The following is a 26,992-nucleotide window of genomic DNA, read 5'->3' as shown; positions in this document are numbered from 1 at the left end:
AGAGAGATGATTATGGAAGATAGAATTGCTCGAGAACTTTCGTTGGACCTACGCAACGTCAAGGCCACGCTTGGCCTGCTCGATGACGGCAACACGGTTCCGTTTATCGCCCGCTACCGCAAAGAAGCAACCGGCGGATTAGACGAGGTTCAGATTCGAGATATTGCTAGAGTTTCCGGGGAACTCAAGGCCCTCGAAGACCGGCGCGCGTATATCCTTAAGTCGATCGATGATCAGGGGAAACTGAACCCCAAGCTCAAGAAGTCCTTGTCATCCGCGGACTCGATTGAACGCCTCGAAGACCTCTATGCGCCCTTCAAGCCTCGGCGCATCACACGTGCCAAGAAGGCTATTGAGGCTGGCCTAGAGCCGGTCGCCAACGCCATCAAGGCCGACCGAGACTTTCAAGGCCTCGCGAGCAAATATGTCTGTGATGACTACCCCGACGCTCAAGCCGTAATCGAGGGAGCGCGCGATATCATCGCCGAAGAAATCTCCGACGACGCCGATGTCCGTGACTACTCGCGCACCAACGCTCGAAAGTACGGCAGGCTGATAGCCAAAAAGCGCCGTGGGGCCGACCCCGATCCAAAGTACGAAATGTACTACGAGTTCGCCTCGCCGATTTCACGAACCCGCCCGCATCAGGTCCTCGCGATTCGGCGCGCGGAGGCGGAAAAAGTCTTGAGCGCGGGGCTCGAGGTGGACGAAGAGAGACTTGTGGAGTGGATCTCTCGGCACGTGAATCGCGCCCGAGGGCCCGCACGACGCATCATGGACGAGGCTGCGACAGACGCTTTCAAACGGCTGATTCACCCTACAATTGAGCGCGATTTAAGAGGTGAGGTTGAGAAGGCCGCGGATGAGCACGCGATTAGTGTGTTCGGGGTCAATTTGAAGAATTTGCTCCTTCAGCCTCCACTGGTTGGAAAACGAGTGCTTGGCGTAGACCCAGGCATGAGAACCGGTTGTAAGCTCGCCGCTGTGGACGCTACCGGAAAACTTCTGGGGACCGGTCAGATCTACGTCCATGATGGCCGCGCTGCCAATGCTCCGAAGGAGATTCAAGACTTCATCCGGCGATTTCAAATCGATATCGTCGCCATCGGGAATGGCACCGGTAGTCGTGAGACCGAAGAAGTAGTGGCCAAGGCCGTGTCAAACGGGGTTCAGTACCTGGTGGTGGACGAGGCCGGCGCGAGCGTTTACTCGGCGTCCGATGTGGCCCGAGAAGAGTTTCCCGACCTCGATGTGAGCATCCGCGGCGCCGTCTCAATCGCGAGGCGCGTTCAAGACCCCTTAGCTGAGCTAGTTAAGATAGACCCCAAAAGTATCGGGGTCGGCATGTATCAACATGACGTGAATCAGAATCGCCTTCAGGACTCTCTAGATGCGGTAGTCGAAGACGTGGTCAACAGCGTCGGGGTTGATCTGAACTCTGCGTCAGAATCGCTCCTGGCGCGTGTAGCGGGTATCGGCCCTGTGCTCGCGTCCAGGATAGTGGCGCACAGAAACGAGAACGGCCCTTTTAAGAGTCGTGCGGACCTCAAAAAGGTCAAAGGTTTGGGCGCAAAGACCTTCGAGCAATGTGCCGGATTCTTGAGGATTCGCGACGGAAAGGAGCCGCTCGACTGGACGGGAATTCACCCCGAAAACTACGGTTTTGCCAAAGCGGTTCTGAAAGCGCTCAAGCTCGAGTTTGCCAGTGCAGCGCTGGAAAAGACGCTCGCTGACCCAAGCCCCGAAACGCGCGCGGTGGTCGTGAAGTTGGCCGACGAGCACGGCGTAGGCCCGCATACCCTTCGAGACGTGATGGAGGCTCTGATTCGCCCAGGACGCGACCCGCGCCAGGAGTTGGACGCGCCGCAGCTGCGCTCCGATGTCATGAGTATGGATGATTTGCGCGTAGGAATGCGCCTCAAAGGGACCGTCCGAAACGTGGTTGATTTCGGCGCCTTTGTGGACATTGGCGTCAAACAAGATGGGCTAGTCCACGTCAGTGAAATGGCCGACCACTTCGTAAAGAACCCTTATGAAGTCTTGAGTATCGGGCAGGTTGTGGATGTGAAGATTTCGTCGATCGACGCAAAAAGAGGCCGGATAGGACTCTCCATGAAGTCTTAAGCCTTCTTGCCTATCAACTGCTCCGCAAACTCTCTTAGCCATGCGCCCTTTGGCGCAGAGGCGTCGATGTCTTCGGCCGACTTGGCAGCGAGCAATCTGGCGACTTCCTCGCCTGGCTGAGCGAGCTCGGCGAGCATTTCTCGAAGCGTCGCGTGTTCGTGCAAGACGCCGGGGTGCGAGTCCATCCAAGCGTCCACTTTCGCTGCAAAGTCTGGATCACCGGTGATGGGTTCTTCGATTGAATTGGGTGGCCCAAGCTCATTGATGCTCGACACCACGAGCTCTTTTCGAGCGCCGTAATGCAGCTTCGAAAGCTCCTCAGGCATGATCGGGCGTCCGAAGTAGATATCTTGTTTGCCCATTCCGATGGGGAATTCGATTCGTTTTTCCAAAGGATCCACGGGTAACCCGCCCACAAAGCGCACCGGAACGATGGGCGCGTTGACGCCGAGCGCCATATCGATGAACGCCCCACTCATCTTTTGCACAGGTGTCCTGCATTCTAGCGAACGTGTGCCTTCGATATGCACCATGACCGAGCGCCCCGGGCCCGCCATCTCCACGGCGAGTTCGTTGATGATCGCCGGCAAGGACGCCTTGTCTTCGCGATCGAAGAACGTGATGACCTTGGGGTCTCTTACTTCAGGATAACGGAAGCAGAGGTCGATGAGTTTACCAAGCCATGTGTACTTGTGCTCGATCTTTGCGAGAGTCACGGTGGGAACCTCCGTGAGGCCCGACGCGATGACGGAAAAGAGCAAGGACTCTACACCAATCTGATGGTTCGCAAGGAAGAGCGTACTTTGGCCTTTGATGGCTTCTAATGCCTTTGGATCGGTGACGATGATGCGGCGCACAAAACGCTCAATCAGCCCGTAATAGAGGTCCTCTACAGGCCAAGGATCGCGGTCAAACCACTGAGTCCAGAACTCCCGAACGCTCTTGATATCTAGCTTTCCGTTAGGGTCACCTTTGACCGTGACCTCGGAGCCGGACTGTCGCGCCTCGAGCTTGAACTTGGTTAGTGGCAATGCATCGGGAAGCACCCCAGGATGGATTTTGTGCGCTGCAGCAATATGCTCTTTGATCCCGATTTGTTGAACTTTGGTCAGAGCAGAGCTGGAGTTTTTCAAACCATAGACGGCATCTACCGTGCCGGGAAACCAATCCACGGCTTTGATGTCCGCCTCGGTCACAAAGGTATCTTCGCCTTGAGCGCTAGAGATTCGGACGCCCTCGACGTATTCGCGGTCCCTCAAAAAGCGCTGTCGGTCAGCTGGATCTGCTGAGCCCAGAGTTCCCTTTGGAAAACACGCCTCAACCAGGCGCATTTGGCACCAGACGCCGGATTCATCGATGAGTTGGACTTTGAACGCCGGGAAATCCGGACTGCCCATGAAGCCGTCAGGACGAACTTCGCAACGAATCGTTCCCGAGGTTGGCGTGGGTCCAAAGAACCTAATCTCCGGAATCAAGGCCGGATACGCGACTTTATCAGCCTCGTATTTATCACCCCAAATCTGGAGGTTATCGTGAGGAATTGAGTGAGTCGCACCGTCAAGGAGCAAGCCATTAACGCGACCTTGCATATCGGCCGGCCCAGCAGCACTCAACCAAGACGTCGCTCCCTCAGCCGTGCGCACCATATCCTGCAGGATCTGGAACGCGGGGCCATGGAAGAGGTTTCCACTTTGATAGACCTCTTGCCCACTAATCTTCTCACCCTTGAGTGGCTTTAGCGGTACGGGACGTGCCGTAAATTCGCCAGTAATCACGCGCGCACTTGCCACCTCACGAGGCCCATCGGCCCCTGCAACGAGGAGTTTGACCTGCTCGCCACTTCGCTCGGTCCAGACTTCTTTGGCACCGTCGAGGGCAAGCCAGCCCTTGATTCGTACGTCTTCGAGGCGGGTGACCTGGTCGGCCGTGCATGCTCCCTGTGCAAGCAAGTCCACCATGCTCATCATCGGAAGAGCGGGCAACGTGTAGGTCGGACAATGGTCGTTGAGCCATGTGTCCTTAGCCGGATCCAGGGTCAGAGTGCGCCTTTCGCCCCCTCCCCCGCTCACGATACGCATGCCCATATTGAAGGCTTCATAGATGCGCTTGCTGTCCACCCATAGGGAGGCATTACACACAGCATAAACACCGTCTTCGTCGCGTCCGGTCTCGGTGATCTCGATGGTGGTCTGGATCAGCTTATTCTTCGGAATCACCTGTCCGCGGTACTTCCAAGTCATCTCATGAGCGTGACTCAAGGTCTCAAAACGCGGATTCTCAATGCCTTCGTCCATACCAGTTTCGAGCATGTAGAACTGAAGGAGTTGGATCATCGCCTCGATCCCCAATGACCCAGGTTGCACCGGGTCCTGGAAGAAGTGAGCCTTAAAGAACCACTCGCCAGGGTCTACGTCTTTCTCGGCGCGGAGCGCTCCAAGTCCCGCCGGCCCGCCTTTCGGGTCAAAATAGGCCACACGGTCGATCATCAACAACATCGGCTCGGCGAGCTTAGGTCGTGCATTCTCCCAATAGCCTTTTGGACGGTCCTTAAGGTTGACGGCGTTGAGCGGCTCGGCGTTCAACAACGCGCGCTGCTCGTCTGTGGTCGGAAGTCCAATCTGGTTTTGCAGAGCTTCCGCGGGGAAGAATCCAAAGACCGTCTTCAAGTCGTAGACCAGCGTATCACCAATCAAACACTCGACCTCAAAACCGACGATGATCATCGGACCGGTCTTGGAGATATTCGTGCTCTTGACTTTGGTAACCATGGTGCCGGCGTCGGGAAGCAAGTCCACGTGCAAAGTACCGGTGCCATCGAGGTTTCGGAAGAAGAGCTCGCGATCGACGGTCAGCGCGCAGCCGAGATATGAAGCGAGCCAGCCACACGGCTGAAGCGCCGCCTCGAGCAAGACCGCAAACGGCATGTTTCGGCAGCCATTCTCGTCAAAATACCAGGCGTCGGCCGGGATATCGTACTCGATATCCACTTCCATTCCCTTCTGCATCGAGCCGATCTCGCCCTCAAGTCGCGAAACCCGAGTCACAAAGTGATACGGCGGGTTTGGAAGGCGCGCGACGCGTATGTGTGAGTCAAACCGGTCGTAAATCGGACCGAAAGCCTCAGACGGGCGGCCGTTTGCACAGGCGAGCATGGAGCGATAGTCAAATGGGAAGCCGTTGGCAGTGGCAACGCCTTCTTTCTCGACGTAGCCGTCAAGGAGCTTACTGCCCTCATCGAGCGGCCAACTCGGGATGAGCTGCAGTCCTACCCGGCGGGCATGGAAGGCCTTTAGGCCATCAACGGTGCAGAGCAAATCCGCATAGATTGTGGGGATTGGCCCTGCCACAAACTCTTCTACGAAAATCTCATAGGTAAGAACTTTGGCCTGAGGGGTCACCTGGCCACGGCAGCTGAGTTGGTACGGAATCTCTGGGACGAGCTCAAAGCGCCAGCCATCGCGCTCAAGGGTGATGCCCTGCGCCGCCATGTAGAACGCCATCGCCTGAAGACATCCGTCAAACATCAGGGTGCCCGGCATACACGGGTCGTTCTTGAAGTGCCCGTCGAAGAACCAATGGTCGGGATCTACCTCCCAAGTGGACTTCAAATAGCCCCGATTCCACGGCCCTGCTTGAGCATCCCGGCCCGGGATCTTGATCTCGATATTGTCGTGGAAGAGCATCTTTCCGTTTTGGATCCGAGGCGTTCGGGTATGCGTCTTCGAGACTTCGAAGCCCTCTCCAAAACAATCCCAAGGACGGCCGTCGGCAAACGCGCGGATTTGGTCCGCGTCAAAAGTCTCACGAGTACACATCGCGAAAGGTGCATCAACGGTAGCGTCAGCCTTGATCTCTTGGGTCTCGGGCTTCCACAAACACCCTTCGGAGTTCGCAAGCTCTTCGTCAGTGAAGAATCCCGCCTGCCCCTTTCTGACCGCGAGGCGAACCTCGCCATCTACGCGACAGTCGTAATGGAAGAACATGAGGCGAGTACCGCCTTGTTTGGCGTGACCATCGAGCACGATTTGGTACTCCATGGTGTCGCCGGCTTTGGGCATGCCACCGAAGTAGGTCAGTTCGCATCCGAGTAGTCGGTAGATGCGCTCACTCTTGTTCGTAAAGTCTACGCCAAGGTAGGAGATGAGCATCAAGTCCGCTTGGCCCGACTCGATCATGATGCCGGGTGGGACGTGGCCTTCGTGCAGGTACCACGCGTCGGGTCTGAGGTCGGTCTCGGTCCAGATGGTACCTGTTTTCATGGAGCCAGGCTCAGCGTCCATCCCGGTGACTCGGTCAGCAAGCAGGAGCGGCGGCTCCGGCATGCGCACCTGACGGTGGAAGTCGTCCTGAACTTTGAAAATGTCTCCGTAGATTTCGCTGATCTTTCCAGACGCGTGAATCTTGAGCTCTTCAAAACCCCAGGTGGGCCCGATGGGCTCGCGCCACTCGTCGAACTTGATGCCGTGCGACGCTTGAACCTCTACACGCGGGCTTTCTTCGCGTTGCGTCTCCTTACCCACAGCGTTCTTCGGCGCCTGAGGTACCGAAATCGGTTTTGGTTTCGAAACTACCTGCGGTGCTGGAGTGGAGTGGATAGTCGGGCTCTCCGCACGTTGCGATTCGTGACCCACTCCGTTCTTGGGCGCCTGAGGTGCCGAAGGAGGTGTTAAAGGCTCTTGGGGTGCCGAGGACGGAATAGAGTGTACACGCGGGCTCTCTGTGCGTTGTGATTCCGAACGCAAACTCAAAGACGGACCATTGATCGTCGGACCATTTACCGACACTGGCGCGTGTTGGACTCCGTTCTGAGCCGCATGAAGCAGGGCCATACCTTGTGATTGAACAGCCATAAACTGCTGAAACAACGCACTCTGCTCTGCCAAGAACCGTTGCTGCATCTGCCCAATCTCTGACAGGCTATTTCGCAAGAGTTCCAAGTTTTGAGTCGGTACAACATTGGTTTCAACGCGGACGGAGCCCGCGTTCACAGGGGCAGGGACCGCGTTTACAGGGACATGGACAGAGCCCACGTTTACGCCCGAGTTCACGGGTTCAACCCAATCAGTTTTAGGAAGGCTCGGCGCAGGCGCCATTTTTTGAATATCGCTCATGGTTTGTCTCGCAGCCATGCCACCAGGCAGAGGCTCAATCTTCACGTGGTTATGTCCAGGAAAACTCAAGGTTGGGCCTTCCGGTTGGTAATGTGTTTTAAGTCCCTGGGCATAACCCAAAGCCAAATCCCTAAGTCCTTGTGCAGCATGGTTCGCACCAAGCTGAGGAAAGCTCGGACCACTCAAACTGAGGCGGCCCAAGATGGTATCCCCTGCCCGCTGAGCATCTGTTGCGCGCTTGATGACCAACATCACGGCCGCATCGGCTCCCTCAACCAGCTGCCCCTCGCCGGGGCCACGCTCCAAGTCCGTCTGAGCCCGTCTGTGGACCTGGTCCGCGCACATGTCCACGGCCCCGACCAACGCAGCATCTAGCTCTCCCGACTCAATCGCACGCGCTGCCAAATGAAGCGCAATCTGACCCGACGCCGGTCCTCCAAAGACCGTAAACGACTGCCCACCTAAATCGAACTGATTGTTCAGGCGATTCGCAGGGATGTTGGGCATGGTGCCCACAACGCCAGCCGAAGTCAGGCGAGGCACCACCAAGTCTTTATTGCGTTCGATCCAAGACTGATGCTCAGCCGGGTCTAGTCCCATTCGTCTGCACCAGTGTGGAAGCCTCCACCTAAGGCCATACCGGCAAACCTCATTGTCCGGCTCTGTGCCGAGGAAAACACCGGTTCTGAGGGGGTCCACTTCAGTCTGAGTCAATGCCTGACGGGCAGCATTCAAAATCGTGAGCTGCTGAGGAATGGTCTCTTTGAGGTCGGTCGGAGGGAACTTGAGGCCCGCCAGCGCCATCTCCACGGCTCCCGTCTCTTGGTGAACCGCTTCGTTCTTCGCCAGTGCCTGAGCCGCGCTCAAGGCGTCGGTTTTGTTGCCGATCACAGAGCCAAGAGCAACCACGACCAGCTCATCGGCCGAATGCGGTACGGACCGTCCCGTACCGAATTCACCCAATTCAGGCGAGTCTTCGCTCACCAAGAGATGGGCGTTATTTCCACCAAAACCGAAGGCACTCACGCCCGCAACCCTCGGCCCGTTGGATTCCCAACGCTCGGCCTTGTGCACAAGTCTAAAGGGTGAGCTTTGGAGCGCTGGATTCTCCTTGGACGCGTGTAGAGTTGGAGGCCGGGTCTGGTGACGCATGGCCTCGAGCACTTTGATGAGTCCAGCAACTCCAGCTGCCGTAATCAGGTGACCCATATTGGACTTGAGCGAGCCCATCGGCACGCCGCTGAGCCCCTGATAGAGCTCTCCCGTGCTCTTTAGCTCGGTGGCGTCACCTACCGACGTCCCGGTTGCGTGGCATTCAAGCAAGGAAACCTGGCTCGGAGACACGCCGCTGACCTCATACGCCTGACGAATAGCGCGTGCTTGCCCAGACTCAAGAGGAGCCAAGAAGCCACGTCCACGCCCGTCGTTCGAGAGGCCAACACCGCGGATAACGCCGTAAATCTTGTTTCCGTCCCGGCGCGCGTCACTGAGCCGCTTTAGGGCCACAAACCCCGCGCCTTCGGCAGGTAGGAGCCCGTCTGCGTCGGCGTGAAAGGGCCGACTTTGCCCGGACTTACTCAAAGCCTTCAACGCCGTAAACCCGACGTGAATGAAGAGGTCGTCGGAACGGTTCACAGCACCCGCAAGCGCCATATCCACGCTTCCGTCGTGAAGTTGGTCACAGGCTAGTTTGATGGCGAAAAGCGAGCTTGCGCAGGCGGTATCGATAGCGAAGGACGCTCCGCTAAGCCCAAGCGCAGAACGCATGGTCGCCACCGAGCCCGCAGCCATAAACCGGTTTCTAGGGTCTGGCCGCTCCGCGCCCATCCAGTAGGCCTCGGCGTAGGCGCTCATCTCGGCTGTCGGAAAGCCAAGCAATCCATAGATCGCCGAAACGCGCGACCTATCCACTGCCCCAACTCGGCTATCGCCCGCATCACGCAATGCTTCTCGCGCGCAATGAAGCGCCCAGCGCACGCCTTCGTCCACGCCAGTCAGGGACTCTGGGGCCACTCCAAAACCATCTGGTTTCCAGACGTTCTCAAAACCCCGGACATACCCACCACGGTCAGACCAAGCCTTGTCCGTCGTATCTTCGTCAGGTGAACAGAGCGCCTCGGCCTTGGGCATTCCCCAACGCCCTTCTGGGGCTGAAGACACGAGGTCTTTTCCCGCCACGACGGCACTCCAAAGCTCTTCAGGACTCAAGGCCCCTGGGAGCACGCAGGCGCGCCCAACGATTGCAATTGGTTCAAATCGCATCTTAGTTTCCAATAGTCTTAGGACTTCACGTCAGGGCGTTTGACCAATTCTACGTGTTTCATTTCGGCGAAGGTTGCACCTTTAGCGTCGGTGAACACAAGGTCCGCCACTGCGCTCGAACTCGACGAAGCCTTACATTGCGCAACGCACCGAATCTCGCCCTCAGAAGGTGCCTGACCGGTCATGCGAAGCTCACCGATTCCCATCGGAAGCACCGCGCCGCCCATGCCCTCGCGAGCCCAAAGGAGAAGCATCTGAAGGCCACCGTCAAAGGCTGCGACATCGGTTTGCCACGCATCCCAATTCCATTGGGCCTCGTGGACTCCTTTGAGCGCGCCAGCAATGCCTTGTGCCGAGACGCCTTCAAGCTCCTTGATCACCTGGAAATCATCCGTGTGAAAGAGCACGTCGCCGTAGACCCGAGCGCTTCCCCATGTGTTTAGCGAAGGGGTCGCAAGCGTGTTCTTAGGCATGAGCACTGGTGATGTGCTCAGCTCAGCCATCGCACGGTAGTGCAAGGCACCGGATGCGGAGTGTAGTTCCATCTGAAGTGTAAGGTCGCTGCCGTTAGCGACTGGCCAAGAGGTCAACACAAAGCGGTCGCCCGCACCTTCGAAGTCCTGGAGGCGGATGCCTTTGAGGACTTTGAGGTTCTTAATCACGCTGAGGTGAAGGTCTGGTCGGGCGGCACGAGCCAATCGGCTAAACCACTCCAAAACCAATACTACTGGGACAACGGCAGCTCCAGCAATACTGTGACCTCGCAAGAATCCATGCGTGACATGATTTATGTTAACCTCTAACTTAAAAGGGCGTTCTTTTCCTCCTATCAAGGCCTCCGAACGCGGCTCGCCACCGAGCACCAACTCCACATCTGCGGTCGTCGATTGCATCTCGTCGGCAAACATCTTGGCCCCAACTTCGAGCGGAATCATCGGAACTCCCATTCGCTCAAAATGCGCTTTGAGTTCTGGGCTGACCATTCCACCTTCCCATGGGCCCCAACCGAGTGATTTCACAAGCATGTTCGGATTCACACCCTGCTCTGCTTGAGCGATCTTGTTGAGGACTTCGTTCGCCATGGAGTAGTTGGCCTGGCCGGCGTTTCCGCAACGTCCAGCCACCGATGAGAACATACAAACGACTTCAACCGGGTCGGTCTTGAGCGCACTCATCAGCGCGCGCCATCCACCTACCTTGGTGTTGAAGACGAAGTCGAAGTCGTCCTGGCTCATGTCGGCGATGTATTTATCGGCGAGCACGCCGGCACCGTGAACCACAGCCTTGATTGGGCCCCACTCATTTCGAACTTGAGCGAGAGCAGTGTTCAATGCGTCGGCATCTTGAACATCAGCCGCCACGTACTTGGCCCTTCCGCCAGCCTTCTCGATAGCCGCGATAGTCTCGTTAACCTCACGGTTTGCGAGAACTCGACTTACTTTCCGGCTAAGTTGAGCGGGTGTAATGGCCTCGCCACTAGCCTTGGCTTCGGCTAGAAGCACGCGCTTCAGGTCGGCGTCCGTGGAGGCTGAAGCATAGGTGGCTGGCTCGTCCTGAAGAGGTGTTCTACCAAGCAGTACAAAGCTGGCCTTGCTACGCGATGCCCACTCGATGACGCACGAAGCCGTAACGCCGCGCGCACCTCCTGAGACAACGACCACATCGCCAGCATTGATACGCACACTTCCCGCCGGCACGTCTGCTGCCACGCTCTGAGGAACGAGGCGCTTCGAGCCAACCAGGCCCACTTCAATGTCCGCTCCACCTCTGACGAGCTCCGTCACGAGAGCAAGGGCGATGGCTTCAGGACTAAGTCCCTGAGTCTGGATATCGATGGCCTTAAGTGACGCTTCGGTCCACTCCTGAGCGGCAGTTTTCACCAACCCGGGAAGGCCGCCCACATAGGCGCGAACGGGGTCAAAGTCGGTAGTGCCAAACGCCCCGCCTGTGTCCTGAACGGTGACAAAGAGGCCGCCGTCTTTGACGTTTGGCGCGAGCGCCTTTGCCGCTTCAAAAGCACTCTTCTCGATCTGAACACCTTCCTCCGCGGTCTCAATCGGATTGATACCACCTAAGAAGACTGCCGCTTTGGCATTGGCAGGCACAGATTCTGTGACGAGCGCATCCACACCGAGGGTTTTGAGTCCGCTCACAAGATGCTCAGCAACGCCGAGTTGATCTTTGGTGACGTAGACCGTGGTACCAAAGAGGTGTGCCTGGGCAAGGCCAGCAGGCTCGCGCTCCACCATCTTCAGCGTGAATCGCCCGAGATTTGCCGGCGCTGCCTTTGAGACAGCCGGTGTTGATGGTGCCGCAGCCTGTGCCACGGGCGCTGAAACCGCGCTCGCACCTGGCATCAAGCCCTGCATGTACTCGACGATTTGCCCAAGGGTTCTAAGTGAGCCCATCTTGTTCGTATCTACGTCTGGCATGCCAGGAGCTTGCTCCTGAACCGCAGCCAGAATCTCAACGCGCTTGATGGAGTCGATCCCGAGGTCACCCTCAAGGTCCATGCTCAACTCCAACATTTCTGCTGGATAGCCCGTCTTCTCAGCGACTGCCGCAAGCATGAGTGCGTGCAGGTCTACGCCTGGGGTCGCGACGGACGCGTTAGCTACCGGGGCACTGGCTTGTGCCGGAGCAGGAGTAGAAGAAGCAGGCATAAGGCCCTGCATGTACTCAACGATCTGACCAAGGGTTCTGAGTGAGCCCATCTTGTTGGTGTCTACGTCTGGCATACCAGGAGCTTGCTCCTGAACCGCAGCCAGAATCTCAACGCGCTTGATGGAATCGATCCCGAGGTCACCCTCAAGGTCCATACTCAGCTCCAGCATCTCTGCAGGGTAGCCTGTTTTTTCGGCGACCGCTGCAAGCATAAGTGCGTGCAAGTCAACGCCTGGAGTTTGGGCAGGCAGAGCGGCAGGAGTTGAAGTGACTGGTACCTGTGCAGGGGCAGAAGAAGCTGGCATCAAACCCTGCATATACTCGACGATTTCACCGAGGGTCCTGAGCGAGCCCATCTTGTTGGTGTCTACGTCTGGCATACCAGGAGCTTGCTCCTGAACCGCTGCCAAGATCTCAACGCGCTTGATGGAATCGATCCCGAGGTCGCCCTCGAGGTCCATGCTCAATTCCAACATTTCTTCAGGATAGCCCGTCTTATCAGAGACCGCCTTGAGCATGAGTGCGTGAAGGTCCACGCCGGGTGCTGAGGCAGGCGCAGCAGCAGGAGTTGCATTGCTGTGTGCTGAAACCGGGGTCAAGGAAGCAGGCATAAGTCCCTGCATGTACTCGACGATTTCGCCAAGAGTTCTGAGTGAGCCCATCTTGTTCGTATCTACATCTGGCATACCAGGAGCTTGTTCTTGAACCGCAGCCAGAATCTCAACGCGCTTGATGGAGTCGATGCCGAGGTCACCCTCAAGGTCCATGCTCAACTCAAGCATTTCTTCAGGATAGCCCGTTTTATCAGAGACTGCCTTGAGCATGAGTGCGTGCAGGTTCACACCGGGTGTTGAGGTAGTTGTTGATGCGGGGGCTTGAGCCGGCATGGATGGTGCTGCAGGTACCGCAGTCTGTCCCACGCGGACGGAGCCCGCGTGTACATGCTCCACAATCTCTCCCAGAGTCCTCAGACCAGCGAGTTGTCCGGCATCCACGCTTGGGAGGCCGGGCTCAAGGTCTTGGAGTGCGGCCATAATCTCGACGCGTTTGATAGAATCCACGCCAAGGTCGCGCTCGAGGTCCATGTTGAGGTCGAGCATCTCGATCGGGTAGCCAGTCTTGGCCGACACGACTTTGAGCATCGACGCCTCCAGGTTACCCGCAGATACAGGCGTTGCCTGGGTCTGTGGAGCGGGCGTTGGTGCCGGTGCTGGCGTTGCTGCGACGGGCGCGTTCGGAATCTTAAAGGCACCATTCGTCTGAGTAGGCTGTTGCGCCGGAGCCGGCGAAGGCTGCGCAACACTCTGTGGCGCAAAACTCTGTGGCGCAAAACTCTGTGGCGCAAAACTCTGTGGCGCGAAATCCTGCTGAGTCAGCTGCTTCTGGGCAAATCCCTGAGTGTGAGCTGGCTGTGCTGCCTGCCCGTGAGCATTTCCGAGGCTCTTGTACGAAGTTTCAATCGCCTGAATAAAGGCCGTCTGAGACTGAGTCATCGCATGCTGGAACGCCATCAGGCTCATTGCGTTTTGCTTATGAGCCTCTTGCCACGTGGCGATCCACTCGGACGAAGCCGGCGCGTTATGAGACGCCTGTTGACCCGCTGGAGCCCCGGAGTTCACATAGACAGGTACCTCGACAGGCACTTCTTTGATGACTTCCACTGGCACTTCTTTGATGACCTCGCGCTCGATAACTTCGGGCTGACGTGGAGGATTCGGCTTAGGAAGAGCGGCCGCGCCACCCACGGGTGGGTACTTCTTGCCGTGGTTCGAACCGTCGATTGCAACCGAGAGCTTTGGCTTAGGACGTGCCGAGATATCCTCAGGAACACCGTATCCGGCCCAAATCGCCTCGAAATCGAGCTGCACCCCGGCGACCGAGATAGCACCCAGTCCTCGGAGGAAGAACTCAAGCCCATGCTTTCCGCGGCGATCCAGTGAAATGGCAACAAAGTCGTCCTTTCCGTGGAGGATAGCTTTGACGAGCTTCGTCAAGACCGACCCAGGGCCCACTTCCACAAAGACTCGCACGCCGTTTGCGTACATATCGTTGATGGTGTCCACAAACCTCACGGGGTTTGCGATTTGACGCGCGAGTCGCTCGCGAATCTGCTCAACATCTGAGCCATAGGCTGAAGATGTCTCACCACACCAAACTTTCGTGGAAGGTGCGTTGAACTCAATCCCTGCCAGGAACTCACCAAACGGCTCGCTGCTTGCCGCAACCACGGGCGAGTGGAATGCGGTTGAGACAGGAAGACTCTTGACGGTCACACTTCGTTTCGCAAAGGCTTCTTCTGCCTTTCTGACCGCCTCTACCGTTCCCGAAATCACCACTTGGTCTGGAGCGTTGTGGTTCGCCATGACCACGTCTGACGACCCAACTTCGGCTAGCACAGACTCCACCACATCGAGCGTCGCCGCCACGGCGGACATCGCTCCAGGGAGCTCTGACGCTGCTGCCATCAACTCACCGCGCTTTCGAGCAACCGCCAACATATCGCCCTCGGAGAGTGCGCCAGCGGCAAAGAGTGCGGTGACCTCACCAAAGCTATGTCCAGCAAACGCGCTCGGATTGACTCGGAGCGCCTGCATCATGCGGAACATCGACACGGAGCACGTTCCGATCGCAGGCTGAGCCCACTCGGTCGCCCTCAAGACTTCCTCGTCCCCTGCGCGCGCGTCGTCGGTGAACTTAGGAATTGGGAAGACCACCTGGTCGAGCCGCTTGCCCGTCCCAAAATCAACCGCGGCGTTATCCCATGCCGAAATGGCCGTATCGAACGCCATGGCAACGTGCGCACCCATATTCACGTATTGCGACCCCTGCCCCGGGAACACAAAACCTACGTCACCCTCGGTACGATTCGTGCCAAAGATGGTGCCGTCTGGCATCTGAAATGGGGTGCTCGGATTCTTCTCGATCATCTGAGCAGCGCGCTCAAGCTTGTTCTTGAGGTCGGCCTCAGAGGTAGCCACAATTGCCAATCTTGCCGGTGCACTGGCCTCAAAGAGCACGTGAGAATCATACGAAAGTCGGGCGAGCATGCCTTCGGTTGCACGCGCCGCGAAATCGCGGGCGAGTTTGGCAACGGCGTGGCCATCAGCCGCCGAGAGCGTAATCAACTCCCACGACAAGCTGCGTGGCCGCTCAGCTTTCAGCTCACCCGTATACTCTTCCAAAGTAAGGTGGAAGTTCGACCCACCAAAACCAAAGCTACTCACACTCCCGCGTCGTGGGTGGTCAGATGGACGAACCCAAGGACGCGACTCAGTGTTGATATAAAAAGGCGACTCTTCGAGCGCGAGCTTAGGGTTTGGACGCTCGACTTTGATCGTCGGCGCGAGAGTCTTCGACTGAAGCGCCATCACGACCTTGAACAAGCCCGCAGCTCCTGCCGCAGCTTTTGTGTGGCCGATTTGCGACTTCACAGATCCGAGCGCACACCACTGCTTGGTGGTGCTGTCTTCTTTCTCAAACGCGATCTTGAGACCGTTGAATTCAGCAGCATCACCGGCCTTAGTTCCGGTTCCGTGCGCCTCGACAATCTCCACAGTGTTTGAGCTATACCCGGCGCGGTCGTACGCACGAATCAATGCATTGGCCTGACCTTCTGAGACCGGCGCATAAACGCTCTTTGAGCGGCCGTCCGAGCTCGAACCCACACCCCTAAGCACCGCATAGATCTTGTCTCCGTCGCGCTCTGCATCGGCCAGGCGCTTCAACGCCACCATGCCGAGACCTTCGCCCAGCATGGTTCCGTCCGCCTGGTCGCTGAATGGGCGGCAATCGCCTGTCGCACTCAACGCCGGGGTTTTCGAGAAACACATGTACATAAAGATGTCATTCAACGTGTCTACGCCACCCGCGATCACGATATCGGAGTCACCGAGGTAGAGCTCATTGGCGGCCATCGCGATAGCCGAGAACGTTGAAGCACATGCCGCGTCAGTCACGCAGTTCGTACCACCGAGGTCGAGGCGGTTCGCAATACGGCCGGCAACCACGTTGCCCAGAAGTCCGGGGAAGCTGCTCTCCTGCCATGGCTGGTAATGATCGCCGATCTTGTCTGCAGCGGCTTGAACTTCATCTTCGCTCAGACCTTGCTCTCGCAGGGCCTTCACCCACACCGGGCGCTGAAGTCGGCTGACCATCGTAGCCAGAAGTTCCTGAGCCGAGGTCACCCCCAGAATCACCGAGATATTTTCACGGCTCGCCGTTTCAAACTGGCTTCGAAGCGCATCTTTGAGCACTTGCTCAGCCACGATCAAAGCCAGCAGCTGCGATGTATCGGTTGCGGGGATAATGCTCGGAGGAACACCCCAACCCATGGCATCGAAGTCGACCTTTGGAAGGAATCCACCGCGTTTTGCATAGGTTTTATCAGGAGCACTTGGATCTGGATCGTAATAGTCTTCGATGAGCCAATGAGATTCTGGGACATCGGAGATCAGGTCCTGGGCTTCCAGGATATTTCTCCAAAAACCAGCGGTCGTTGTTGCGCCAGGGAAAAGGGCCGAGACGCCAACTACTGCCAAAGGGGGACGATTCGATGTGTTTTCAGCGGACATGAGACTCACAGGGGTAAACGTGCTGCACTTGCAGCGGGATCAACTCTTCACAAAATCGACTTACGCCAGAGGACGTGGTCGAAACTCAAATGCTTTTGCAGGAACGGGCGCACCCACCACTCTAAGAGCCTGCGCGCGGGTAATCACGGCAGCCCCCTCGAGTAGATTCAATGCGACCTGGGCCACTTTTCGATTTTCCGGCGCCTCCATAAACGAACCCTCAACCCAACGATTGAAGGCACCCATTGCAGGACCGCACCAAATCTGGAAATCAGCAGCTCGATCGGGTTGGCCAGCGATAGCCCAGCGGCTCGACTGTCCAAGGTAGGCGCGAAAGACCAATGCCATTTTATGCTTCGGGTCGGCTTCGGCTCGCTGGACCTCTTCCGGGTCTCGAGACTGCCAATAATCTCGTGTGCTAGCCCATGCCTCATCAAATGTGGCCTTGAGCATCTGCGACTCCACCCGAGTGCGCTCCTCTGCAGGAATCGCGTCCATGGATGGGTATGTACGGTAGAGATCGTAGAGCTTCCTTGCGCGGGTCGCGAACATGGTTCCACGGCGCAAGACCTGAACCTCAACGCCCATCTCAAACATATCGGCCGCCGGCGCCATGATGACGTCGGCCATATCGGCCTTGGCCAACATCTCCTTGCCCGATGCGTCTAGCCCCGACTCCACACATGCCTGATTGACGGTACCCGTCACCACAAACGCGGCGCCGAGCGAAAACGCGGCGGCAACCGCATTCGGGCAGCCGAGGCCACCTGCAGCACCCACGCGAATGGGCCTTGCATAACCTTGCTCAGCGGCGATCTGGTCACGCAAGCTCGCAATGATCGGAAAGAGAACACCAAGCGGGCGATTATCCGTGTGCCCACCGGAATCCGATTCCACAATGATATCTTCGGCCACCGGCACAAATTTTGAGAGCTCGGCTTCCTCAGCGGTCAAGAGCCCGCGCGCCACCAGGCCATCCACAATATTGCGTGGGGCTGGCATCAAGAATGGTTTTGCGACTTCTGGTCGCGAAATCTTCGCGAACACAAAACGCTCTCGGTGGATGCTACCGTCTGGATTTCGCCGAATCCCTGCCAAGGCACAACGCACAATAGAAGGCGTCAAACTCATGAATGCCGCAGCCTCCACGCGCTTCACACCATTTCGGATGTAGAGATCAGCGATGGCCTCTTCAAGTTTCGGCTCCTGCGGCGAGTGAATGAAATTCATACCCCAAGCCGCTCTTTCGCCGATCGTAGCATTCAAATCTTTGAGCGCTTCTTCGACGCGCCCCAACGAAAGGCCTGCCGAACCGAAGAACCCAAGCGCCCCGATCCGAGCCATTTCCTTCACGATAGCCGTGGTTGCGATGCCATTCGCCATTGCCCCAGTCACGTAAGGAAAACGCGTGCCATGAACCTCGCAAAACGATCGATCACCCAACCATTCAGGATAAAGTGGCGGCAAATAGCCGACCAAATCCCATTGATTGGCCTGCGCGACCGGGGTCAAGGAAACGGTCCCGCTAACGGCGCCTACGGCACCACTCGGTGCGCGGATCACAAAGATCGCTTCGCGGACCGCGGAGACGATTTTTTCGAGGCCTGCCTGCGAAAAATCAACCGCGACGTTCGAAGGAGTCCAACATTTTCCGGAGAATGAAAAACCGCCAGGAGCAGCCTGGGGCGAGGAAAATTCACTGTGGAGTTGCATGCTTGCTCTGTTCAAACTAAAAGTGCCACTGGGTGGCATTTGCTACCTGGTGGCTTTGCTACCACCTTTAGAGAAGAAACTCCACACTCGGTGAACCGTGAGTCAAAAAAATGTCCGATGACGCAAACGAACTTTCGCTACGCGAGCAAAAAAAGGCGGAAATTCGGGCAAATGTGCTTGATATCGCGCAACGTCTTTTTCATGAGCAGGGCTACGACGCCACGACTCTGGAGGAGATTTGCTCGGAAGCGATGATCTCCAAAAGAACCTTCTTTCGATACTTTCAAGACAAGGAGTCGCTGGTTTTTCCAAACCGAGAAGAGAGGCTCGAGATGTTCGTGGCTTTCCTTGAGGCCAATCAAAACACCGAGAACCCATTTGATACGCTGCGCGACGCGACCCGATTTTTTGCGTCGGACTACCACGAAAAGGCAGACAAGCTCGTCCAGCAGCAAAAGCTCATCATGTCGTCGCCGACTCTTGTGGCACGGGAGCGAGAGATCGACCGTGATTGGGAGCGCGAAATTGCGAATGCCTTTGCAAAACGCTCAAATGACCCGCAGGCCCCTCTCTGGAGTGCCGTGACCGCTGGCGCGGTGATGGGCGTTGTGCGCGCGACCGTCAACTATTGGTGCGCAAATGAAGGGCGCGACGACCTCGGAGAGCTTGGTTTGATCGCGATTGAGTGCCTCGAGCGAGGATTCCCGGAGCGCGTCCTCTGATTCCGGCACGAAACGTGCGAGATATTGCACTGTGCAATGTTTACCTTATTGAATTTTCTTGCTATCCCGCCCACAGAACTTCAAAGATAGTATTGTGGTGTGAATAAATTTCTACACTCAAGGGAGTACGTAATGAATCTGAAGAATTTTTTCTTGGTATGTGTGGCTGCGCTTTTACCTGGCGTGGCAATGGCGCAAGAGGCGTCAACTGACTTTCAACTCGAGCAGTTTGAGCCTCAAGCGGCTCAGGGCATTAACATGCTCAACCTTGCTCGCTCACAGCCTCTGGCTCACCTGACCCCATCCGCAGGTCTCTTTTTGCACTTTGCAAAGGACCCGCTGGTGCTTCGTGAGCTCGGCTCCGATGAGACCGAATCCGTTGTTGGCAATCAACTCAAGGCGGAAATCCTCCTCGGACTCGGTTTGTTTGATATCGTCGATATCGGACTTGCCGTGCCATTGGTCATGTTCCAAGACGGTGGAGACCTCGGGCAGTTTGGTCGTACCGGCGCAAGCATTGACTCCTTCGCACTCTCTGACATTCGATTGACACCGAAAATTCGACTTATTGACCCAGAATGGGCCGCAGGTTTTGGAGCCGCGTTGTTGGTACCGGTCTACATTCCTGTAGGCGACACGGACAGCTTCAACTCCGATGGCGCAATTCGCGCAGAACCTCGACTCGCCCTCGATTGGGCACACGACTCCGGACTCGCCGTAGTTGCCAACGCAGGATTCCAGCTTCGACCTAAGCGCGAAGCCCGAAACTTTGTGAGCGGAAACGTCGTGAAGTGGGGAGCAGGTCTTCAGATTCCCGTCGGCTGGGAGCCGATGAAGGTTGTTTCGTCGGTGTTCGGCACGATTCCTATGGAAGATGCACAGCAACTTGGAAGTGTGAGCCTCGACGAGCTCGAGCGCGGAAACCCAATTGAAGCAGTGGGTGGATTGCAGTTCCAATTGCCTGCAGACCTCATCGCACAAGTGGGTGCGGGTACAGGTCTAAACGCAGCTGTCGGTTCACCTGCACTTCGTCTGTTTGCATCGCTCTCCTACACACCATTTGGCGAGAAAGACGTCGACACCGATGGCGACGGACTTCTTGATAGCGTGGACCAATGTCCAACCGAGCCTGAAGATATCGACCAATTCGAAGACGAAGATGGTTGCCCAGATCCTGATAATGACGGCGACAACATCCTCGACGTTGATGACTCATGTCCAAATGAAGCCGGTATTCCTGAGCTTCAGGGATGTCCTCCAGTCGACACGGACGGAGACGGATTCCAAGACCACGTCGACAAGTGTCCAAATGAGCCAGGTATTGAAGAGCTCGAGGGTTGCCCAGCTGTGGATACCGATGGCGACGGAATCTTTGATCACAAGGACAAGTGTCCGAACGAGCCAGGAATCGAAGAGCTTGAGGGCTGCCCAGCTGTGGACGCCGATGGCGACGGAATCCCGGACCACAAAGACAAGTGTCCAGACGAGCCAGGATTGCCTGAGCTTGAGGGTTGTCCAAAAGACGGTCCTAAAGTGGTTGTGACCGAGACCGAAATCCGCATCTCGGAGACCATCTACTTCGACACCGGCAAGGCAACCATCCAGGCACGTTCGTTCAACCTTCTCGACACCGTCGCCTTCGTGCTCAAGCGCCACAGCAAAATCACTGGTGTGAGAATCGAGGGACACACTGATGATGTTGGCAAGGACGCATCGAACCTCGAGCTCTCCAAAGCTCGCGCCAAGTCGGTCCGCGACTACCTCGTAAGCAAAGGAATCGAGGAAGCACGTCTCTCAAGCGAAGGATTCGGCGAGTCACAGCCTAAGGCTGATATCAAGGGCCTTCGCGGTAAGGACCTTCGTGAAGCACGTTCGCTCAACCGACGTGTTGAGTTCCGAATCACCGAAATTGACGGAAAGAACGTCGAGGCATCGGACTCGGTCATCATCAAAGAAGAGACCACCGTTGAGGAGTAATCCTCTGGTCTGATTCGCTCGGATATGCGAGACAAGGCGGCCAATTGGCCGCCTTTTTTGTTTTTCGAGGTTTGAATGCGCGCGTTCTTCTTACTCGCTTTGATTTTCGTCTCCTTAGGCTGTGAGGAGCCGCGTGGAGTGCCTGATAACGCTTTGCCTCCCAAGGCTCCAGCTTCTAACAACGCCGCAGCAGAAGCCCCCGTGGATTCGCCTCCGCCCGCTCCGTCTATTCCAGAGATTTTTGAACTGAGCCTTGATGAAGATCTGGTCTTCAACTTCAACGCGAATGCGTCACGTTTTCACATGTATAGCGATGGACTTCTCGTACATTTTGCTGAGCCTGGCTTCTGGAAATACACGCAAGAGTACAGTCGGCCTTTCGGCGAGGCGGTAGAGTTTGAAGACGAGCGGGGACGCGTATTGGAGAGGCGTGCAGCCAAGCTCAACGTTCCATTGAGGAATCTGAAGTCCGCAATTATCAAAGTTAAAGCACACGGCGTGAGCTCAGGACAACGGCTCCAAATCAACGTGAACGGGAAGATGGTGGGTGTACAAGACCTTGAGCGGCGGTGGCAAACCTTAGAGTTTGAGGTAGCGGAAGGCCTTCTTAAGGACGGGGAGAACGAAGTTCTTATCAGTCTTCGCAACGCTGGAAGAGTTGGTGGGAAGCGGACCTACGGTCTAATTTCTTCGATGGAGTTCGTAGGGGAACAGCCACCTACAACCTCAAAATCTCTATGGATTGAACTCCCAGAAAAGAGTGTTTTTGAGGCTGATTCCGAAAAGACATTTGAGATTCAAGTTCGGACTGCTGACTCTTTGAAGACCGCAGAAACCATCGTTCACGAAGGGAAGGTGCGCGCAGACCTCAGCGAGTGGGGTGGCGAGGTTGTGGAGCTTCAGTTTCCCAAGGGGGCTTCGTTCGAGAACGCTAGAATCGCGATGCACGCAGTGGAGAGCGCGCCAAAATGGGAGCCGATTGAGAACGCGATACTTCTTGTTATTGACGCTCAACGCTCGGATCGACTCGAACTCTATGCCGACACACGCGTCAAGACCCCAAATATGACGCGAGAGGGCAAACACGCCTTTGTATTCAGAAACAACCAGGCTGCGTCACCGTCGTCACCGCCGAGTCACGCGAGCATTCAAACCGGCATGATTCCGAGAGTCCATGGCGTCACTGGGGATAAGGGGCAGCTCAAGTCAGACACTCCCCTTCTCAGCTCGCAGCTCGAAGATTTTGGAGTGTTTAGCGCATACGTGGGCAATAACTCGTTTGGGATGGGAAGGCTCAGAAAGGCAGGGAAATGGTCGAAATTTGTGCAGCCGGTAAGCGAGGGCAAAGGCATCGACTGCACCGCAGTAAATGAAGAAACGTTGAAAGTCATTGACGAAGCTCGGGCCACATCCAAGCGGTTCTTCGTCTCGATGCTACCCTTTGAACCGCACGCTCCTTATCGGTTTCACGAAGGCATCACCGAGAAGTACCACGAAGGTGGCTGGGGGCCGCCGGTCGGAAAATTCGCTGACGGTTACCTTCTTGTGGACATCATGGCCGGGCGTAAAAAGATGTCTGAAGAAAATTGGTCGCAGTTGCTCGCACTCTACGACGGCGAAGTCGAATACATGGATGTCTGTTTTGGCGCGCTGGTCGACGCACTCAAAGAGCGTGGAATCTGGGAAAAAACCGCAATTGTGGTCACATCAGACCACGGTGAGGGCATGAACGAACGTGGGCGTGTGGGCCACGCGTATGGCCACTATCACGAATTGGCTGACGTTCCTTTTACCGTCTACGCCCCTGCCCTCTTGGCAGATGGTCCTGTCCGCCTCGAGAGCCCAACGAGCGTACTCGATATTGCTCCTACGATTCTGGAACTCATGGGAGCCCCAGTGTCCAAAAAGGTTCAGGGTGAGAGCATGCTGGGGGCTATGAAAAAACGAGCGAGCTTCCCAAGAGTCGTCTCATCGGAATATGGACGAAGCTACGGTCTAAGGGCGCGCCACTGGCGAATGATCGTGAACTATGACGGTAGCGAAGAGCTCTACGACCTTATCAAGGACCCCACCGAGAAGAACAACTTGGTCGAAACCGACGCAATCGGTCTTAGGTACCTTCGAGACAGCGCCGGCTTCTTCTTAGAGTTTCGCTCAGATTGGACCACGTCCAATTGGGCTAACGCCTCAGATAGCGTCCAAAACCCAGCGGCCGACTGAGGTGAAGAACGAGATGCTCGCCGCGCCAACAAAGGTCATGAGCCAGCCCTCGATTTTGAGCGAGTCGGTCATCGCATCTGTGATCTTCAACAAGATGGCATTGACGACCCAAACCGTCAGGAACGCAAAGAGGTAGCCAAGACCGAGCGTCCCGATCGAGAAGAGATGGAAAAGAATCCATCCGAGGAACGCATTGAGGATGCCGAAGATGGCAGCGACCCCTAGCGCCGAGCCAAAGCCTTTCACCTTAAAACCGGGAAGGATGGAAGCTGTGATCCACACTGCTACTGCGCTGATGAGCCATGTTACCAAGATTGAAACCATATCATTTCTCCTTTTCTAAATCCGAAATCACAACCAGAAACATAAGCACAAAATTCCAAACACAAAATGACGTGGCTCAAAAGGCACTTGGAATGGCATTGCCAAATCTGCTCTCGCGCGTAAATTAGGGCCCGAAAACCTCGGAGTAAGTTCATGGGAAGAATTTTTGAAACACGAAAGCATACGATGTTCGCCCGCTGGGATAAGATGGCGAAGGCGTTCACGCGCTGCGGAAAAGAAATAGAGATCGCTGTGAAATCGGGTGGTGCCGACCCGAAGAGCAATCCAGCCCTTCGCCGAGTCCTGCAAAACGCACGGTCGGTCAACATGCCGAAGGATAAGATTGAAGCGGCGATCAAGCGAGCGCTTGGTGGCGATTCCAAAGACTACGAAATCCTCGTCTATGAGGGATATGCACCTCACGGGGTCCCGCTTCTCGTCGAAGCAGCCACCGACAACCCGACCCGAACCATCGCCAATATTCGGGTCCACTTTAACAAGGGCGGTGGCAACCTTGGAACAACCGGTAGTGTAGGGTTCCTCTTTAAGCGAATGGGTGTCTTTCGTTTGGACCCCGAAGGCCTTGATTTGGACGAACTCGAACTGGGTCTGATCGATTTTGGCCTGGTGGAAATCGGTGAGGGAGAGGGAGAGAAAGGCGAGGCCCAGTTGATTCTGAGATGTGAGTTCAACGACTTTGGAAACCTTCAAACTGGACTCGAAGAATTGGGCATCAGTCCGCTCAAAGCCGACTCAGAGTACATCCCACTTAGCATGACTGAACTTGGCGAAAAGGAAGCCGAGGAAGTCATGGCATTGGTGGACCGTCTCGAACAAGATGACGACGTGCAAAACGTGTTTCATAACCTCGCGTGATTGCCATTTTTTGCACGTAGCCGCGCAAATTGTCACGCACATGTCACACCCGGACCTTTGCAATCAACGCCAGCATCTGCAAGTATCCGCCTCAACCTAAACCCCGGGTGAAAATATGAAAAACATTTTTTGGATCTTCCTTATTGCCTTGGTAAGTGCCTGCGGAACGGACCCGTCCGAACCCAAAGACACGCCTGACACGGGCACAGACCCCAATAACGAAGCAGACGCCGGACCAGACGCTGAGCCGGACGCCAATAACGGTGAGTGCACCGACGGGGATACAGACTCCACCACCTGCGGTCTCAATGGTCGGGGGTCCCAAAACCTACTCTGCATCAACGGTGAATTCGTCAACGACGGCGACTGCGACGACCCGGATGAATGCACAGACGGCGAAACCGGTGAGGAGTCGTGCGGCATCAACGGCTCGCAGGCCCTGATTTGCGTAGAGGGACAGTGGGCAGCTGATGGCCAATGCGAAGAAGCCGGTGAGTGCGAAGAAAACGACACCCGTGATTTGGCGTGTGGACTCAACGCGCAAGGAACCCAAGCTCAAGTCTGTACCGCCGGCACCTGGACCAACGACGGCGATTGCGTTGATCCTGACGTCTGCACCAACGCTGAAACCCAAGATGTAGCATGCGGGCTCAACGGCAACGGTACCCAGGCACAAACCTGTGAAAACGGCCAATGGGCTGACACTGGAGATTGCACTGACGCAGACGTTTGCACCAACGGGGCAACCCAAGATGTAGCATGCGGGCTCAACGGCAACGGTACCCAGGCGCAGACCTGTGATACCGGCCAGTGGGCGGATACCGGAGACTGCACCGACACTGACGTGTGCACCAACGGGGCAACCCAAGATGTAGCCTGTGGGCTCAACGGCAACGGAACTCAGGCACAGACCTGTGAGACCGGCCAGTGGGCAGACACCGGAGATTGCGCAGACCCAGACATCTGTGTTGAAGGAGCCACTCAAACTGTTTCATGTGGCCTTAACAACCGTGGTTCTCGTGACGAAACATGTACGGGCGGTCAGTGGATTGGCCAATGTGTCGACCCGGACGTCTGTGTAGATGGCGCGCAACAAGCCATCACATGTGACGGCAACGCTGAGCAAGAGACATGTGTGGATGGTGCATGGGAGCTCCCAGCGAACTTCCATCTCCAAGACGGTGTCTGTGTCTCCAACGTCACCATAACCGAGTGCTGGATCCAGTTCCCGAAATCCATCAATCAAGCGAGCTCACTCGCCACGATCTACGGTCGACTGAACGCGAACCCAGCCGTAGCTGAAGCCGACGGACTGCGCGGTGTGATGGCACGTGCGTGTTATGGAAACGCAATCTCACCATTTACGTCCGATGAGATTGACGTGTGCGTTGACGCTGAATGGAATCCGAACCCACTTGGGGGCGGTTTTGAGTATCAGGCTGATCTCGACTTCCCGAACGGCGATTCTGCCTACGTCTATTCGTTCAGTGGAGACGGCGGAGCAACCTGGGTCTATTGCGGGGTAACCGACGGGGCACCTGCAATTGCCGAATCAGCGGATATCGACGCGGCTCCTGCTAGCATCGTACCATTTGCCACCATCACACCTGACCCTGTGGTCTTGGAGCCAGATACCATTGCCACTGTGAGAATTGAATTCCCGACGCCAGCCGCTGTCGACGGACTTCTTTCGGTCACCATCACCGGTGGGCTTTTGGTAGACGACGACACGCCAATCTTTTTGACGGGTGATACGTTCGTCGAAGTGGATGTGCTCAGTGGTGCTACCGAAACAGATGCAGTCCTTACAGTCACGAACGAAGCCAACGAATCGATCACTGTGGATGTTCTCGTTCGGCAGCCCTGCTTGATTATTTCGGAGTACATCGAGGGCTCAAGCAACAACAAAGGTGTGGAGTTCTTCAATTGCGGTGAGATTCCGGTAAATCTCGACGAGTTTCAGCTCTGTTTGGCGGCCAACGATGCGACTGGTTGTAGTTCGAACATTGACATGCCTAGCCTAACGCTCCTGCCAGGGGACGTCGCGACCTCGTGCAATTCAAGCGTTAACGTCACTCTTTTCCCCGATGGAACGTGTGACCTTAAAATCGGGTCAATCTCGTTCAATGGTGATGACCGTCTGATGGTTTATCGTGACCTGGACGCCTCTGGCAGTTTCACGACCGACGACGTCATTTTTGATGCTTACGGTCAAACCGCGGTCGAACCTAGCGGCACACCATGGGCAGAAGTTACACACCGTCGCTGCGATTTCACGCCTTTCGATGGAATTTCAGCCTGGACGCCTGAGGAGTATTTCACCGCCCACCCTCGAGATGACGTGAGTGATTTTGGTATCGCTCCAGATACCACGGCGACATGTCCAGCCCCCTAGAATACGGGCGTATCTGAAAGCATTTGGTTGCTA

Annotated in this window: 10 protein-coding genes; 6 read left to right on the top strand and 4 right to left on the bottom strand. The window is 56.3% G+C overall.

Going from position 1 to position 26,992, the window contains the following annotated elements:
- Nucleotides 1-12: 12 nt before the first annotated feature.
- Nucleotides 13-2,124, top strand: coding sequence for a Tex family protein (locus FRD01_RS21990; protein ID WP_249755827.1), 2,112 nt, complete (start codon nucleotides 13-15; stop codon nucleotides 2,122-2,124).
- Here FRD01_RS21990 and FRD01_RS21985 read toward each other — a convergent pair.
- From FRD01_RS21985 to FRD01_RS21975, 3 genes are read right to left on the bottom strand one after another with little or no spacing between them, the layout of a single operon-like run.
- On the bottom strand, nucleotides 2,121-9,497 hold the full coding sequence (locus FRD01_RS21985; protein WP_146963086.1) for a beta-ketoacyl synthase N-terminal-like domain-containing protein: 7,377 nt from the start codon (nucleotides 9,495-9,497) through the stop codon (nucleotides 2,121-2,123). The two genes, FRD01_RS21990 and FRD01_RS21985, sit on opposite strands and share 4 nt — an antisense overlap.
- Before the next feature lie 17 nt (nucleotides 9,498-9,514).
- Nucleotides 9,515-16,732: a type I polyketide synthase gene (locus FRD01_RS21980; RefSeq protein WP_146963085.1), complete on the bottom strand. Its 7,218-nt coding sequence runs from the start codon at nucleotides 16,730-16,732 to the stop codon at nucleotides 9,515-9,517.
- A gap of 60 nt (nucleotides 16,733-16,792) precedes the next feature.
- Complete coding sequence (locus FRD01_RS21975) at nucleotides 16,793-18,445, bottom strand: PfaD family polyunsaturated fatty acid/polyketide biosynthesis protein (RefSeq protein ID WP_146963084.1); 1,653 nt, start codon at nucleotides 18,443-18,445, stop codon at nucleotides 16,793-16,795.
- Nucleotides 18,446-18,555: 110 nt separating this feature from the next.
- Here FRD01_RS21975 and FRD01_RS21970 point away from each other — a divergent pair, with 110 nt between their 5' ends.
- The 3 genes from FRD01_RS21970 to FRD01_RS21960 all read left to right on the top strand — a co-directional run bounded on the left by FRD01_RS21970 (nucleotide 18,556) and on the right by FRD01_RS21960 (nucleotide 23,364).
- A complete protein-coding gene (locus tag FRD01_RS21970; RefSeq protein ID WP_146963083.1) occupies nucleotides 18,556-19,167 on the top strand; it encodes a TetR family transcriptional regulator in 612 nt (203 codons plus the stop codon).
- A 132-nt stretch (nucleotides 19,168-19,299) separates the two neighbouring features.
- Nucleotides 19,300-21,144 carry an OmpA family protein gene (locus tag FRD01_RS21965; RefSeq protein ID WP_146963082.1) on the top strand — a complete coding sequence of 615 codons (1,845 nt, stop codon included), beginning with the start codon at nucleotides 19,300-19,302 and terminating at the stop codon, nucleotides 21,142-21,144.
- A 75-nt stretch (nucleotides 21,145-21,219) separates the two neighbouring features.
- Nucleotides 21,220-23,364 carry a sulfatase family protein gene (locus FRD01_RS21960; RefSeq protein ID WP_146963081.1) on the top strand — a complete coding sequence of 715 codons (2,145 nt, stop codon included), beginning with the start codon at nucleotides 21,220-21,222 and terminating at the stop codon, nucleotides 23,362-23,364.
- Here the strand turns inward: FRD01_RS21960 and FRD01_RS21955 are convergent.
- The gene (locus tag FRD01_RS21955; RefSeq protein WP_146963080.1) at nucleotides 23,332-23,688 is read right to left on the bottom strand and encodes a phage holin family protein; all 357 of its coding nucleotides are present in this window, start codon (nucleotides 23,686-23,688) and stop codon (nucleotides 23,332-23,334) included. The genes FRD01_RS21960 and FRD01_RS21955 overlap by 33 nt on opposite strands.
- Nucleotides 23,689-23,841: 153 nt before the next feature.
- Here FRD01_RS21955 and FRD01_RS21950 point away from each other — a divergent pair, with 153 nt between their 5' ends.
- Both FRD01_RS21950 and FRD01_RS21945 read left to right on the top strand, forming a co-directional pair.
- Nucleotides 23,842-24,564: a YebC/PmpR family DNA-binding transcriptional regulator gene (locus FRD01_RS21950; RefSeq protein WP_146963079.1), complete on the top strand. Its 723-nt coding sequence runs from the start codon at nucleotides 23,842-23,844 to the stop codon at nucleotides 24,562-24,564.
- 115 nt (nucleotides 24,565-24,679) lie between these two features.
- Complete coding sequence (locus FRD01_RS21945; protein ID WP_146963078.1) at nucleotides 24,680-26,959, top strand: hypothetical protein; 2,280 nt, start codon at nucleotides 24,680-24,682, stop codon at nucleotides 26,957-26,959.
- The last annotated feature ends 33 nt before the right edge of the window (nucleotides 26,960-26,992 follow it).

Origin of the sequence: Microvenator marinus, assembly GCF_007993755.1 — a bacterium.
GTDB classification, from domain to species: Bacteria; Myxococcota_A; Bradymonadia; order Bradymonadales; family Bradymonadaceae; genus Allomicrovenator; species Allomicrovenator marinus.
The sequence above is the reverse complement of the archived record's forward strand: the minus strand, read 5'-3'. Positions and strand labels throughout refer to the sequence as shown.

Coding starts and splice junctions, on each gene's coding strand:
- FRD01_RS21990 (WP_249755827.1), top strand. CDS start 13: ATGGAAGATAGAATTGCTCGAGAACTTTCGTTGGACCTACGCAACGTC.
- FRD01_RS21965 (WP_146963082.1), top strand. CDS start 19,300: ATGAATCTGAAGAATTTTTTCTTGGTATGTGTGGCTGCGCTTTTACCT.
- FRD01_RS21985 (WP_146963086.1), bottom strand. CDS start 9,497: ATGCGATTTGAACCAATTGCAATCGTTGGGCGCGCCTGCGTGCTCCCA.
- FRD01_RS21950 (WP_146963079.1), top strand. CDS start 23,842: ATGGGAAGAATTTTTGAAACACGAAAGCATACGATGTTCGCCCGCTGG.
- FRD01_RS21980 (WP_146963085.1), bottom strand. CDS start 16,732: ATGTCCGCTGAAAACACATCGAATCGTCCCCCTTTGGCAGTAGTTGGC.
- FRD01_RS21955 (WP_146963080.1), bottom strand. CDS start 23,688: ATGGTTTCAATCTTGGTAACATGGCTCATCAGCGCAGTAGCAGTGTGG.
- FRD01_RS21960 (WP_146963081.1), top strand. CDS start 21,220: ATGCGCGCGTTCTTCTTACTCGCTTTGATTTTCGTCTCCTTAGGCTGT.
- FRD01_RS21945 (WP_146963078.1), top strand. CDS start 24,680: ATGAAAAACATTTTTTGGATCTTCCTTATTGCCTTGGTAAGTGCCTGC.
- FRD01_RS21970 (WP_146963083.1), top strand. CDS start 18,556: ATGTCCGATGACGCAAACGAACTTTCGCTACGCGAGCAAAAAAAGGCG.
- FRD01_RS21975 (WP_146963084.1), bottom strand. CDS start 18,445: ATGCAACTCCACAGTGAATTTTCCTCGCCCCAGGCTGCTCCTGGCGGT.